The sequence below is a fragment of the Pseudaeromonas sp. HNCC25DJ182 genome, assembly GCF_055413365.1.
Genome location: NZ_JBVAYG010000016.1, coordinates 95363 through 109371, shown reverse-complemented (window position 1 = coordinate 109371; position 14009 = coordinate 95363). Strand labels below are relative to the sequence as shown.

Genomic DNA, 14009 nt, shown 5'->3' with positions numbered 1-14009 from the left:
AATTAGACCGAGAAGTCAACAAAAGCCCCGATAGCAATATCGGGGCTTTTTTGTATTTATTTTTAAGGGCCCTGATGCCTCTATCATAAAGACCATTTTGGGGACTGAGCATTGCTTCCGCCATTAAAAATGAAAGCCCTAAGCCCCCTTGATCCGAGTATGAAGCTTGTCATAATAGGCCCTCCCTGAATGAAGGATGCTGGGAGCTTAATCCCACACTCCAGCTCGACTAATGCAAACAAGGATGCAGATGCATGTTAAAAGTGAATGAATATTTTGAAGGGCAGGTAAAATCGATTGGTTTTACCAACACCGCAGGTAAGGCAACGGTTGGTGTTATGGTTCCGGGTGAATATACCTTTAATACCGGTGCACCCGAGTTGATGGTAGTTATCCGCGGCGCCTTGACAGTTCTGCTGCCTGAGCAGGATCAATGGGTTACATTTGGTGCTGGTGAGCAGTTTGATGTGCCAGGTAATAGTGCATTCCAACTGCAAGTGAATGAAGAAACTGCTTATTTGTGTGAGTTCAAATAATAGTGCTAATTTAAAATAAAAAAGCGGCACTGGGTGCCGCTTTTTTTATGTTCACAGGATTCCAAATTATGAATCGTTTATTTGATCAGCCCGGCCTCGATGAAGTAACGTTTTGCTCCCGGATGTAATGGTGCGGAGAGACCTTGGCTGACCATTTGTTGTTTATTTAATTGTGAAAATGCCGGGTGAAGTCGCTTGAACTGCTCAAAATTATCAAACACAGCCTTCACCAATTGATAGGCAATATCGTCCGGCAACTGGCTATTTGTGACCAGAGTTGCTGAGACACCAAACGACGGAATATCTTGATCTGCGCCGCGATAGAGTTGGCCTGGAATAATGGTTTTACTGTATTCAGGATGAGCCGATAATAACTTATCAACACCAGTACCCGATATTTCGACCAAGTTAATATTGCAACTACTACTTGCCTCTTTAATGGTGCCACTTGGATGACCGACCACGTAGACAAAGGCATCGATCTTGTTATCACACAGCGCTTGGGCTCTTTCGGCGCCTTTGAGCTCGGAAATTTCGGAGAAGGTTTCGAGGTCCCAGCCTTGGCTATGAATCAATATATCCATGGTGCTGCGATCGCCTGAGCCAGGGTTGCCAATGTCGACGCGCTTGCCGGGTAAATCATCTAATTGCTGAATATTGGCATCCTGTCTGGCGACTATTGTTAAGGGTTCAACATAGAGGCCAAATAAGCTGCGTAGCTCACTATCAGCTCCAGTCGGAGTAAATTCTCCTTGCCCTTTAAGGGCTGCCATCTGGGCGTCAGACTGTACAACGGCTAAATTCACTTTGTGAGCACGAAGTGCCTGCAGGTTATAGATAGAGCCACTGGTTGCTTGAACTGAACATCGAAGTTTCAATGGGCCTGATGTTTTATTGATGAGCCGACATACAGCCCCGCCTGCCGGATAATAGACGCCCGTTACGCTTCCGGTAGCAATAATAAGCGAGGAGGCTTGTGGTGCGGCGAGGGCTACTGCGGGCAGCGCGCTGGCGACAATGGCTGCGGATAGTACACGGCAGAAAAATCTACGCATGGTCATGGCATTCCTTAAGCTGAGACTGCTTCGACTTACTGAGTGATTTAGGCAAGCGCAATCAGCCAAACCTTAACGGGGTTATCGGGCTAATGCAATGTAATGATAGATGACGCACGAATAACCCGCTGATTGAGCAAGAGTAGAGGTTGCGGCATGCCGCAACCTCTGACATGGCTGTTTAGTCGCGGATTCGTGCCAGAATGACCTGACGCATCCGGCGGATGGCTTCGGTCAGCAGCTCTCTGGAGCAGCCAAAATTGAGGCGAATAAAATTGCCATCGCCGAACTGGGCTCCAGGTGAGAGACCGACGCCACCCGCTTCAAAGCTGGCAATCGGATTTTCCAACTTGAGACCGGAGACATCGATCCAGGCCAGATAGGTGGCTTCGATATGAGCAATTTTCACCCCGGGCAAGGAGCCTAGCTCGCGCATCAGCAGATCGCGATTATCCCGCAGGTATTCCAGCTGAGCGGCCAGCCATTCTTCCCCTTCGGCATAGGCGGCTTCTGCAGCGATAAAGCCGAGGAGATTGTTGTCGGCCATCAAGCCGCGCATCGACTGTTGCAACTTGTGACGCAGGGTCGGATTGGGAATGATGGCAAATGAGCAGCAGAGACCGGCAATGTTGAAGGTCTTACTCGGTGCCATCAGCACAGCACTGCGCTGAGCTGCGGCGGCGGAGAGGCTGGCAAAGGGAATATGGCGAGCGTCTTTATCCAGAAGCAGGTCGCAATGGATTTCGTCGGAACAAACGGTCACCTGGTGTCGTTCGGCAATGTCTGCGATGCGCTCCAGCTCGGCTCGGGTAAAGACAGTTCCGCCAGGGTTATGGGGGTTGCATAGCAACAGCAGGTCAGCATCAACGGCCAACTGCTCGAGTCGTTCAAAATCGGGCAACCAACGATCGGCCACCAGTTGCATCGGCAGATGACTGATGCGACGTTCGTTATAGCCTGGGGCATTCAGGAACGGATAATAAACCGGGGTCGGGCTGATGATGCTGCGCTCTGGCCGGCACCAGGCTTTGCAGGCGAAATTCAGTCCGGGAACGACACCTGGCATGAACAACAACCAGTCGGCTTCAACCTGCCAACCGTACAGGGAATGCATGCGTTCCAGGATCAGTTTTATCAAGCGCGGGGAGGGGCGACTGTAACCAAATACGCCATGATCAATCCGCTGATGCAAGGCTTCAAGAATAGCGGGGGCAGCTTGGAAGTCGGTATCTGCAACCCATAGTGGTAGAATGTCTTTATCGCCATATTTATCCCACTTCAGGCTTTGTGTGCCGCGGCGATCAATCACTCCATCGAAATCAAACATGTCACTCTCACTGGCAGGGGAAAGTGACACTGTAAAAAGAATTCTGAACGACGGCAACCCATGGTGTGGTGAATTCCATGCGAGGAAAGGCGTCAGGGCTATTATCGGAGATTATATGTCGCGCATCAGTAACCGCTGGGGCCTGCATTTCAACCGGACACTGCTGGTCTTTATGGCGGTGACCTTCTTGTCGGGAACTGGCGCCGCCCTTTTCGTGCCGACCATGAGTTTGTTCTTGACCGAGCAAGTCGGCGCTAGTCCATTTGCGGTTGGCTGCTTTTATACCTGCAATGCGCTGGCCGGGATCCTGCTTAGCCACTCGCTAGCTCGCTATTCGGATCGTCAGGGTGGCAGGAAAAAACTGATCCAGTTTTGTCTCTCGTTCGGGATCCTGGCGTGTCTGGTGTTCGCATTGAGCCGTAATTTCTGGGTGCTGGTGAGCTTGGGGATTGTGTTGCTGAGTATTGGCGCCACCGCATCACCGCAATTATTCGCACTGGCTCGTGAGCATAGTGATGCGCGTGGTGAACGAAGCGTCATGTTTACTTCGCTGATGCGAGCCCAGTTCTCCCTGGCCTGGGTGCTGGGTCCGCCGTTGGCCTTTGCGGTTTCGATCCACGCGGGTTTTACCTGGTTGTTCTTACTCGGGGCCGGAGTCTATCTGTGCAGTGTGGTGCTGGTATGGTGGGGGTTACCGAATAGCCCATTACCGCTGGCTGGCTCCCGTGTTGAGCTGGCGGGATTTCGTCATAGTCGGGATGTCCGCTGGTTATTTTTCGCCTCGACCCTGCTGTGGATGTGCAACAGCATGTATCTCATCAATATGCCGCTCTATGTCTCCCGGGAATTGCATCTATCGCAAGGACTTGCCGGTTGGATGATGGGGACTGCTGCCGCACTGGAGATCCCGATCATGCTGGTAGCCGGCTATCTTAGTGCCCGCTGGGGTAAGAAACCTATGTTGTTCGTGGCGGCACTGGCCGGTTGCTGTTTTTACGTCGGGATGTCCAGTTTCAGCTCACCGCAGGCACTGTTAGCGCTGCAAGTGGCCAATGCGTTATTCATCGGCATATTGGCGGGGCTGGGGATGATTTACTTCCAGGATCTGATGCCGGGCCAGTTGGGTCAGGCGACAACCCTGTTCACCAACAGTATTCGCTCCGGGGCTATCCTTGCAGGCTTATTGGCCGGTTTGATTGCGGAGTATTGGAGTTATTTTGGCGTGTTTGTCCTGGCCATCGCGGTGACGGCGTTGGCTATGGTTCTACTCTGGCGTGTGCGTGCTGTCCGATAATTCGACCTGGGGGAGTTCAATGCTGGCTCGGGTCGCCAATTCCGGCTGCTGCAGCTTGTGGCTGCTGCGTAGACACTCCAGTAGTCGCGATGCGCTTGGGCCGAGGCGTTCCGGGTTCGGAACTACCAGGTGGGTGAAGAACTTGCGTGCACTGCTTTCCCGCAACTGGATCCGATGCAGCCGGTTCTGTTGCAGCAAGGGTTCAACTAAATGGATAGGCAGCCAGGCAAAGCCGAGCCCGGACAGCAAAATGCCAATTGCCTCATGAAAATTGTTCACCGTCCATCGCTGTTCAGCCTTGAGCCAGCCGGTCAATTCCTGCGGATTTTTGCCGGTATCCTTGATGACGATCTGTAACTCCTGGCTCAGATCCGCCTGTGCTAGGCCGGTGGTAATTCTGGCCAGTGGATGCAGGGGATGACAGACGGGTAACAGGGTGATTTCGGCCAGGGGTTCGCCGAGGAAACCCTTAGGCACATGGCCTGTGATCACCAAATCGGCTTGTTGCTCTAAAATGGCGTCCTGAGAGCCGGTGAGGACGGTATCCATCAGCTGCAATTGTGTGCCGCGTGACTTGGGATAATAGAGTTGCAGAGCCCTATTGATCAGCGGGCGGGGGTGGACCAGTTCGACGGCGAGCCGGATCTCGGCTTCCCAACCTTGATGAATGTTGAACGCCAGCAACTCCAGCTCTTCCATTTGCTGGGTCAGCTGTTTTGCCCGGCGCAGGAATACCTCACCCTCTTCGGTCAAAAAGGCTTTGCGGCCACGTACTTCCAGCAATGCGACACCCAGGGTCTGTTGCAATTTAGCAACCGCATGGTTCAGCGATGACTGACTTTTATTCAGCTTCTCGGCGGCCTGTGCATAACCGCCAAATTCGACGACGGCCTGAAAAATTCGCCATTGCTCAAGTGTGCTCTTGGGTCGAAACATAATGCGTGGGATTCCATATCAAACGGAACAGCGGTGTTCCATTACTAGTCTAGAGAACTCTAGGCGCTGCAGATAATAAGTTACCCGTTTCGCGGCGGTTGTGCATCCACACTCTGACCATGCACGCTTCGGCCATCGTTACTCATCAGATAAAGGTAGACGGGCATCAGAGTCGCGGGCGCGGGCAAACAGCCTGGATCCTCATCCGGACGGGCTTTGGCACGCATGGCGGTACGTGTGGCACCAGGATTGATCGCATTGACTCGGATATGAGTCGTGGCCAATTCATCGGCCAACACCTGCATCAATCCTTCGGTTGCAAACTTGGATACGGAATAGGCGCCCCAGTTTGCTCTGCCACGCCGGCCAACACCGGATGAAGTAAAGAGTATGGCGGCGGCGGGGCTGCGGCGCAGCAGAGGTAGCAGCGCCTGGATCAGCAGTAGGGCTGCGGTCACATTGACCTGCTGCACTTGTTGCCACTCCTGAGGATCGGCTTGCTCGAGAGGACCTAATGTGCCCAGTATACCGGCGTTCAGCAGCAGGCCATCCAATCGATGAAAGGTGCTGGTTAACTGCTCTGCCAGTTGATGATACTCCTGTGGGCCTGCGGTGAGAAAATCCAATGCATAGGCCACTGGCAAGAGCCCGGTCTCATGCTCAATCATAGAGGCGAGCCGATCGAGCTTATTCTGACTCCTGCCCAGCAATACCAGTTGAGCGCCATGGCGCGCATAGGTCCACGCCGCTTCTTTACCAATACCGTCACTGGCGCCGGTCACCAGAATGACTTTATTGCGTAACAACTCAGGATCTGCTTGATAGTTCAACATGTTAGCAACGACTCCTCCTGATTTTGACGCTCAAGTGTAAACAGTTTGCCGTATCGGTCGCCAGAGATTCCCGTGAATTTGACTGGAAAATTCATGGGATATGGCAACGAATTTTGCCAAGTGGCAAAAAGTTCGTAGAATGGGCCGGTTTCCCGTCATCCTGGAGTCAAATTTGGACTATTTCTACGCTTTTCTGCTGTTTACGGCCAAGAGCTTGATCCTGATTGTGGCGATTGGCGCCCTGTTGGCGTTTGTCCTGACCATGGCGGCGCGGCAAAAAGCGCGCAAGGGACAGCTCGAGTTACAGGATTTATCTGAAGAGTATCAGCAAACCCGCGAACATCTGCAGTTAGCCTTGTTGAATGACGAGCAGGCCAAAGCGCACAACAAGCAGCGTAAAAAAGAGCTCAAGGCGGCGAAGAAACAAGCCGTTGAGGTGAAACCGAGATTATTCGTCATCGATTTCAAGGGTGGAATGGAAGCCAAGGAGGTTGCTAATCTGCGTGAGGAAGTGACTGCCGTTCTGGCGCTGGCCGAAGGTCAGGATCAGGTTCTGGTCCGCGTCGAGTCGGGTGGGGGCGTGGTACATGGCTATGGACTCTGTGCTTCCCAGTTACAACGTCTGCGGGATCACGGCCTGCATCTGACCGTGGCGATCGACAAGGTAGCGGCCAGCGGCGGCTATATGATGGCCTGTGTGGCACAACATATTATTGCGGCTCCATTTGCTATCGTGGGCTCGATTGGTGTGGTGGCGCAATTACCCAATTTCCACCGTCTGTTGCAAAAGCATGATATCGATTATGAGCAACATACCGCGGGACAATACAAACGGACGCTGACCCTGTTTGGTGAAAATGATGAACAGGGGCGGCAAAAGTTTCGTGAAGAGCTGGAATCTGTTCATCAACAATTCCGCCAGTTTGTGGCTAAAAATCGCCCCCGCATCGAACTGGATCGAGTGGCAACCGGCGAACATTGGTTAGCCACTGAAGCGTTGAAGTTGAATCTGGTGGATGAGCTGCGTACCAGCGATGATTACCTGGTCGAGCATTATGAGAAAAAACAAGTGGTTAAAGTGCACTACAAGATCCATAAAGGGCTTGGCGAGCGTTTTGGCCAGCAGACGGCAAGCCTGCTGGAGCAGGCGGTGCTGGGGGTGCTGCAGCGTCTGCGCCTTCCGTTTTAGTCGTTAGGGTGCCGGTTCAGGATGGGGAGATGGCGAGCTTGAAATTCTCTCATCAAGCCGCACATAAAATTAACGCATCCCGGTTTGTCGAATAAAAAAGGTTGCGTCCGAGCGATTCGCCTTCCATTTTAATAAATAACCGATGCCGCCAACTGAGCGGCATCATACTGTTTTTCAGCCAGCGTCATTAAGGACAGAGTAAGCGTCTATGGGCAAATCACTGGTGATTGTTGAGTCCCCGGCCAAGGCCAAGACTATCAACAAATATCTGGGTAAGGACTTCATTGTGAAGTCGAGTATCGGTCATGTGCGTGATCTGCCAACCAGCGGCTCTGCAAGTACGACGGAAAAAGAAGAGAAAAAACCGGTCGTTCGCAAAAGTAGCAAAGGCATGACAGATGCCGAGAAAGCTGAGCGCGACTACCAGTCTCTGGTTTCCCGCATGGGGATAGATCCGGAACATGGATGGGCCGCCCGCTACCAGGTGTTGCCGGGCAAAGAGAAGGTGGTGAATGAGCTCAAGAGTCTTGCCGAAAAAGCCGACACCATCTATCTGGCAACCGACTTGGACCGCGAAGGGGAAGCCATTGCCTGGCACCTGCGGGAACTGATCGGTGGCGATGAGACTCGCTTCAAGCGGGTGGTGTTCAACGAAATTACCAAGAGCGCGATTCAAGAAGCCTTCTCCCAACCCGGTATTCTCAATCAGGATCGCGTCAATGCCCAGCAGGCGCGTCGCTTCCTCGATCGGGTCGTCGGCTATATGGTATCGCCGCTGTTATGGAAAAAACTGGCGCGCGGTTTGTCGGCTGGACGAGTGCAGTCGGTCGCGGTGCGTCTGATCGTCGAAAAAGAGCGCGAGATCAAGGCCTTTGTCCCGGAAGAGTACTGGGACGTACATGCCGATCTGCGGACTCAAGCTAAGAATGCGCTGCGCATGCAGGTGGTGAGCTGCGATGGCGCCGCTTATAACCCTGCGGTCGAGGCGGATGCCAAGCGTGCCTGTGATGTGCTGCAATCAGCCCGCTACCATGTGGTCGGGCGCGAGGATAAGCCGACCAGCAGCAAGCCGTCGGCACCTTTTATCACCTCGACGTTGCAACAGGCGGCCAGTACCCGTTTGGGGTATGGGGTTAAGAAAACCATGATGATGGCCCAGCGTCTGTACGAAGCGGGTTACATCACCTACATGCGAACTGACTCCACCAACCTGAGTCAGGAAGCGGTCGAATCGGTTCGTGACTACATCCTGCAGGAGTTTGGTGCCGATTATTTGCCTGAGGCACCGTTAGTGTATGGCTCGAAGGCCAATGCCCAGGAAGCGCACGAAGCCATTCGTCCTTCCAGCGTGCGCTTGCGGGCCGAGAAGATCGAGGACATGGAAGCGGATGCGGTTCGCCTGTATGACCTGATCTGGCGTCAGTTTGTCGCTTGTCAGATGACCCCGGCACAATACGACTCCAGCACATTGACCGTGGCCGCCGCGAACTATGAACTGCGTGCCAAGGGACGTATCCTGCGTTTTGCCGGTTGGACCAAGGCTCTGCCGGCGATGGGACGCAAGGGGGATGATATCGAGTTACCAGCCGTTGCCGCCGGTGATGAACTGGCACTGATCGCCCTGGATCCCAAGCAACACTTCACCAAGCCGCCAGCCCGTTTTACCGAAGCGGCACTGGTCAAGGAGCTGGAAAAACGTGGTATTGGTCGGCCCTCCACCTATGCGGCCATCATCTCCACCATTCAGGAGCGTGGCTATGTGAAGGTGGAAAATCGCCGCTTCTATGCCGAGAAAATGGGTGAAATCGTCACCGAGCGTCTGGTGGAAAGCTTCAGTAATCTGATGAGTTACGACTTCACCGCACAGATGGAAAACTCGCTGGATGAGATTGCCGAAGGTGAGCTGGAATGGAAGGTGCAGTTGGATAACTTCTACCGCAACTTCAAGGCGACTCTGGATAAAGCGGAATCCGATGCGGCTGAGGGTGGCATGCGCAGCAATCAGATGATTCTGACGGATATCGACTGTCCGGACTGCGCCCGAAAAATGGGGATCCGCACTGCGACCACCGGGGTGTTTTTGGGTTGTTCTGGTTACGCCTTGCCGCCCAAAGAGCGTTGCAAGAAGACCATCAACCTGGTGCCGGGTGATGAGTTTATTGCCGCTGACTCGGATGAGGGCGAGGTCAATGCGTTACGTGCCATGCGCCGCTGCCCTGTCTGTGGCACGGCGATGGACTCCTATCTGATTGATGAAACCCGTAAGTTGCACGTCTGTGGTAATAATCCGGATTGCGATGGCTATGTGATTGAACAGGGACAGTTCCGCCTTAAAGGCTATGAAGGCCCGGTGATCGATTGTGAACGCTGTGGCTCGCAAATGCAGCTCAAGACTGGACGCTTTGGCAAGTTCATGGCCTGCAGCAACGAGAGTTGCAAGAATACCCGCAAGATCCTGCGCAACGGTGATATAGCTCCACCCAAGGAGGATCCAGTTCCCTTGCCCGAGCTCAAGTGCACACAATCCGATGCGCATTTTGTGCTGCGTGATGGCGCTGCCGGCTTGTTCCTCGCCGCGAGCAATTTCCCGAAGTCCCGTGAAACCCGAGCCCCACTGGTTTCGGAGTTGAAACGCTTCAAGGATCGTCTGGCACCGAAACATCAATATTTGGCCGATGCTCCTGTGGCGGATCCGGAAGGTAATCCGGCGATTGTTCGTTTTAGCCGCAAAACCAAGGAGCAATATGTGATGACCGAGGTGAATGGCAAGGCGACAGGTTGGACGGCGTTTTATTCCGCCGGCCGCTGGTCGGTGGCTGAAGCCAAGAGCAGCAAAAAAACGGATGATAAAAAATAAATCGTCATAATGGGTAATATGTCGAGATTTAAACAAGGGAGGCACAGTGTGCCTCCCTTGTCTTTTCGGTTATTGAAGCAATGTTTTAATTGGTAGTGGTATTCTAATTAATTTATTGCTACCTAATCGGTGGGTTGTGTATATGTCTTTATCAATAGATAGATAAAATACCCCATAAACACCAGATGATTAATAATGGATTCTCTTGTCTTTAAATGCCCAGTGACCATTATTATTTAATAATGGTGCAACATTTCTTGTATTTAATTCCACTGCCGCAAGGGCACGGCATATTAGGCTTTAATTTTAATTCTGCGGGTACAGGTAAAAACCTCCCTTGTGTATAAAACCATTGCTCTTGCTCGCGCACAAAGGAAGATAATTCATGATGAATATGTAACCCGGTCGCATCGCGATAATAGGCACAAAAATCAACCCAACCGCTATGGGTGCCAAGGTCTTGTCCACTGGCTAATACCGTTAAGCTGACCCACTGTGTCTCTTCAGCCTCTGCTGCTAATTCGGCGATACTGCAAGCGGGTCTGTGCTCGGGATGCCAGGTTCGCAAAATGTAAGGCCATTCATGCAGAGTGAAGGCACTAAATCGTGAGCGCATCAGTCGCTCGGGTGTGGGAGCTTGGTAATCCCCGGTTAGATAGGGATGACAACACTCCTCGAGGGGCAGACCACTGCGACAAGGACAAAGAGACATGACGGATTCCGGTGTCGTAAAGGGATTGAAATTATAAGAGACAGCTCCCAAAACAACAGATAAAAATCAGTTTTCAATACGTAATGCGCGTCGATGCAACAATATCGCGCCTATTGGACGGCATAATGGAATGGTAGTACTCGATAGGTCGAGTTACATGCGTAGTCATATGAAACAAGGATAGGTTTTATGAAGATCAAGACCAAAATAGTCAGCTTGGCCGCCATCTCTTTGATTCTGGTTGTGGTCGTGATGAACTTGACCAACTATTTTTTAGGTCAAGCACAGCTTGAAGAAAAACAAACCTTATTAAAGACGCAATTGCTCACTGAGAAGAAAGAGATATTAGTTAAATATCTGGCATTGGCAGAGAGCTCGATTGCAAAAATTTATCAAGACGCAGACACTCCCGACACTCGTGAGCGAGTGAAAAGTGTCTTGCGCGATTTGCGTTACGATGCGGATGGCTATTTTTTCGTCTATGACTTTAACGGTGTCAACCAGGTTCTCGGCCCAAAGCCGGAACTAGAAGGTAAAAATTTGGCCAATCTGAAAGATGCCGATGGCAAATTATTCATACAAAATATTATAGCCGCAGCACGTTCCGGCGATGGCTATACCCAATACCAATGGCATAAGCCTTCAGTGAATAAAGCGGTCGCCAAGCTGAGCTTCAGTAAAGCGCTGGATAAATATAACTGGATTGTCGGTACTGGATTCTATATTGACGATATTGAAGCCCAACTGGCTGCACAACGGACGATTGCCGAGCAAGAATTACATACGGCTATTCAACGAAATTTATTGATCTCACTCTTGGTTCTACTGTTTACCACCGGAGTAACGGCGATTATTGGTAATCGGATCTCCCAGCCTTTGGAAGCTGTCGTACACGCACTGGATGATATTGCTCATGGCGAAGGGGATTTGACCCGACGTTTGCACAGTACCAGTAAGGATGAAGTGGGGGAGTTGAGTCGCGCATTCAACCATTTCGTAGAGCGAGTGCAGGGCGTGGTGGCGCAAGTCGGTACTACCAGTCAGCATGTATTTGAGGTCTCGGAGCGGCTCAAAGCCTCTTCCGGCCAGTTTATCCAGCAAATGCAAGGCCACCGTCGCGAAACCGAACAGGTGGTCACCGCGGTCACCGAGATGAGTTCTACGGCGCAAGAAGTGGCCTCCAGTGCGGCGAATGCGGCCACGGCCACCTCAGCTGCTAGCCATGAAGCGGCGGCCGCGCGGGGCGTCGTCGCCACGGCCTCACGGAGCATCAACGAGTTGGTCAATGAAGTGGATCAAGCTTCTCAGGTCATCGAGCAGTTGGCGCAGGAGACTAGCAAGATTGGCTCTGTGGTCGAGGTGATCCGCAGCATTGCCGAGCAAACCAATCTACTGGCGCTGAACGCCGCTATCGAGGCGGCTCGCGCCGGCGAGCAAGGCCGAGGTTTTGCGGTGGTTGCCGATGAAGTGCGTTCTCTGGCCGGACGAACCCAGCAGAGCACGCTGGAAATCAATAATATGCTGCAACGCTTGCTGGCTGGTGTGTCCGAGGCGGTGCAGGTGATGACGACCAGTCAGGAGCACAGCAAACACACGGTGCATGAAACCGCCCAGATATCCCATTCTCTGGATGGCGTCGCGGCAGCCGTGGATACCATCAATGATATGAATCTGCAGATTGCGACGGCGGCCGAGGAGCAGAATGCGGTATCCGAAGAGATCAACCGCAATCTGGTGGCCATCCAGCACATCGTCGAGCAGTTGTCGCTGGCGGCCGAAGAGTCGGAGTTGACGACCCGGGATCTGGCGGATACCGGCCATCACCTTAAAGAGTTGGTGATGCGGTTTCGCTACTAGTACGAGGTGTTTCTTGTTTTCAAGGGGGCCTAGCCCCCTTGTTCTTTTGCGCTGAATGAATCATCCGCAATGAGGTGTTCACTCGGGGGTGACGGAGGGCTCTCCCGGAGGCGTAAAGGTAGAAAAATAGTAACAGTAGTGTTTGCCGAGGCTAAAAAACTCCCGTTGGGGTGGGGTTAGCTCTTCATAATCCACCACTTTGCTGATCGTTCTGTCGTCATCCTTCAGGTTAATCAGATCAACCCCCTCCTGGACTCTTCCTTTGGTGAATGGCAAGACACAGGGCTTGAGCGGAGCACCTGGTTCACTGGACATCACCAGCGCCAAGGTGCCATCGCTGAGCAAGACCAAGCTGCCGGGAGGATAGACGCCCATGACCTTGATGAGTAGCTGCATAAAGCCGCTGTCCAGCTGCTTGCTCGCACGTTTGAAGAGTCCCGAGATGATTTGATTGGGGATCCCGGGGCGGGTTGCATTGCGCGGGTGCAATTGCTCATCATAGCTGTCCACGACGGCGATGAGGCGCGACAGCGGGTCCAGTTGATCGCCCTTGAGCCCCTGCGGATAGCCAGAGCCATCCAGCCTTTCATGGTGCTGATATGCGGCTTGCCGTACTTTCAGCGAGAAGGCATTCAAGTTGGTCAATTGCTCGTAGCCATATTGCACATGCATCCGCAGGTAATTGATTTCAGCCTTACTGAGCTCGGTGCGCTTGCGGGTAATTTGGCTCGGGATCTTGATTTCACCGATGTCATGTACCAAGCCAGCAAGGCCGGCATCCTCGATCTCCAGCGGGCTCCAGCCGGCTTCTTTGGCGATCAGCATGGCGATAAACGCCACATTCAGACTATGCAGCAGCAGGCTATCGGCTTGATTGACGATGCGTACCAGATGAAAGCCGACGGGGCCCTCCTGCTGGCTTAGATGGAGTCCGGCATTACGCACCAGCTCGGCGACTGTGCCAAGCCCCTCGTCCGGCTTCAAGTTCAATTGGGATAGCGATTCACGCAGCGGCGATACCGAATTGGTAAAGGCTTTCTCCGCACTACGAATCGAGCGCCGCAGTTGCTGTTGTTCGACTTTCTGTGGGTCTGGTTTCGGCTCGAGATCGGGGGCTACAGTGGTCGCTTCTGTCACCACAGGGGTGATAATGACCTCCACTGTACTCTTATCTGGATCGACGATGATCTCGCGCAACCCGATATTCTGAATGATCTGCAGCTGCGACTCGTCCTTGATGCGAAATGAGCTGAATAAAAACGGATGCTGTTTCCAACTCAGCGGTAGTTTGACGTAATGCCCTACTCGTAAGTCAGCAATTGGGACTGATATATCGCTCATTAATTCCTCCAGCCATATCTGATGAAACTAGCAAATCTGTGGCTGTCAGGCAAAAGAAAGGCCCGCACAATG

At 52.6% G+C, this 14009-nt stretch carries 11 protein-coding genes; 5 read left to right on the top strand and 6 right to left on the bottom strand.

Annotated features, from left to right (window positions below):
- Nucleotides 1-254: 254 nt before the first annotated feature.
- On the top strand, nucleotides 255-536 hold the full coding sequence (gene ppnP / locus ACZYUB_RS13340; protein ID WP_460883331.1) for a pyrimidine/purine nucleoside phosphorylase: 282 nt from the start codon (nucleotides 255-257) through the stop codon (nucleotides 534-536).
- A 77-nt stretch (nucleotides 537-613) separates the two neighbouring features.
- Here the strand turns inward: ppnP and ACZYUB_RS13335 are convergent, their stop codons facing one another.
- Entirely contained in the window at nucleotides 614-1597 is a 984-nt protein-coding gene (locus ACZYUB_RS13335; RefSeq protein WP_463948611.1) for a TAXI family TRAP transporter solute-binding subunit, read from the bottom strand.
- A 175-nt stretch (nucleotides 1598-1772) separates the two neighbouring features.
- Nucleotides 1773-2918, bottom strand: coding sequence for a MalY/PatB family protein (locus ACZYUB_RS13330; RefSeq protein WP_463948609.1), 1146 nt, complete (start codon nucleotides 2916-2918; stop codon nucleotides 1773-1775).
- 115 nt (nucleotides 2919-3033) lie between these two features.
- On the opposite strand from ACZYUB_RS13330, the gene ACZYUB_RS13325 reads away from it, so the two are divergent.
- Complete coding sequence (locus ACZYUB_RS13325) at nucleotides 3034-4212, top strand: sugar efflux transporter (protein ID WP_463948608.1); 1179 nt, start codon at nucleotides 3034-3036, stop codon at nucleotides 4210-4212.
- Here the strand turns inward: ACZYUB_RS13325 and ACZYUB_RS13320 are convergent.
- Nucleotides 4183-5148 (bottom strand): LysR family transcriptional regulator, encoded by a 966-nt coding sequence (locus tag ACZYUB_RS13320; RefSeq protein WP_463948606.1) that lies wholly within the window; start codon nucleotides 5146-5148, stop codon nucleotides 4183-4185. The two genes, ACZYUB_RS13325 and ACZYUB_RS13320, sit on opposite strands and share 30 nt — an antisense overlap.
- Nucleotides 5149-5228: 80 nt before the next feature.
- A complete protein-coding gene (locus tag ACZYUB_RS13315) occupies nucleotides 5229-5981 on the bottom strand; it encodes a YciK family oxidoreductase (protein ID WP_463948604.1) in 753 nt (250 codons plus the stop codon).
- 139 nt (nucleotides 5982-6120) lie between these two features.
- On the opposite strand from ACZYUB_RS13315, the gene sohB reads away from it, so the two are divergent.
- A complete protein-coding gene (gene sohB / locus ACZYUB_RS13310; RefSeq protein ID WP_463948615.1) occupies nucleotides 6121-7170 on the top strand; it encodes a protease SohB in 1050 nt (349 codons plus the stop codon).
- Between the two features lie 208 nt (nucleotides 7171-7378).
- Nucleotides 7379-10027, top strand: coding sequence for a type I DNA topoisomerase (gene topA / locus ACZYUB_RS13305; protein WP_463948602.1), 2649 nt, complete (start codon nucleotides 7379-7381; stop codon nucleotides 10025-10027).
- Nucleotides 10028-10259: 232 nt separating this feature from the next.
- On the opposite strand, the gene ACZYUB_RS13300 is transcribed toward topA, so the two are convergent.
- Nucleotides 10260-10739 (bottom strand): YchJ family protein, encoded by a 480-nt coding sequence (locus ACZYUB_RS13300; protein WP_463948600.1) that lies wholly within the window; start codon nucleotides 10737-10739, stop codon nucleotides 10260-10262.
- 189 nt (nucleotides 10740-10928) lie between these two features.
- Between ACZYUB_RS13300 and ACZYUB_RS13295 the strand changes: the two genes are divergently transcribed.
- A complete protein-coding gene (locus tag ACZYUB_RS13295) occupies nucleotides 10929-12596 on the top strand; it encodes a methyl-accepting chemotaxis protein (protein ID WP_463948598.1) in 1668 nt (555 codons plus the stop codon).
- A 78-nt stretch (nucleotides 12597-12674) separates the two neighbouring features.
- Here the strand turns inward: ACZYUB_RS13295 and ACZYUB_RS13290 are convergent, their stop codons facing one another.
- The gene (locus tag ACZYUB_RS13290) at nucleotides 12675-13937 is read right to left on the bottom strand and encodes an HD-GYP domain-containing protein (RefSeq protein WP_463948596.1); all 1263 of its coding nucleotides are present in this window, start codon (nucleotides 13935-13937) and stop codon (nucleotides 12675-12677) included.
- Between the last annotated feature and the right edge of the window lie 72 nt (nucleotides 13938-14009).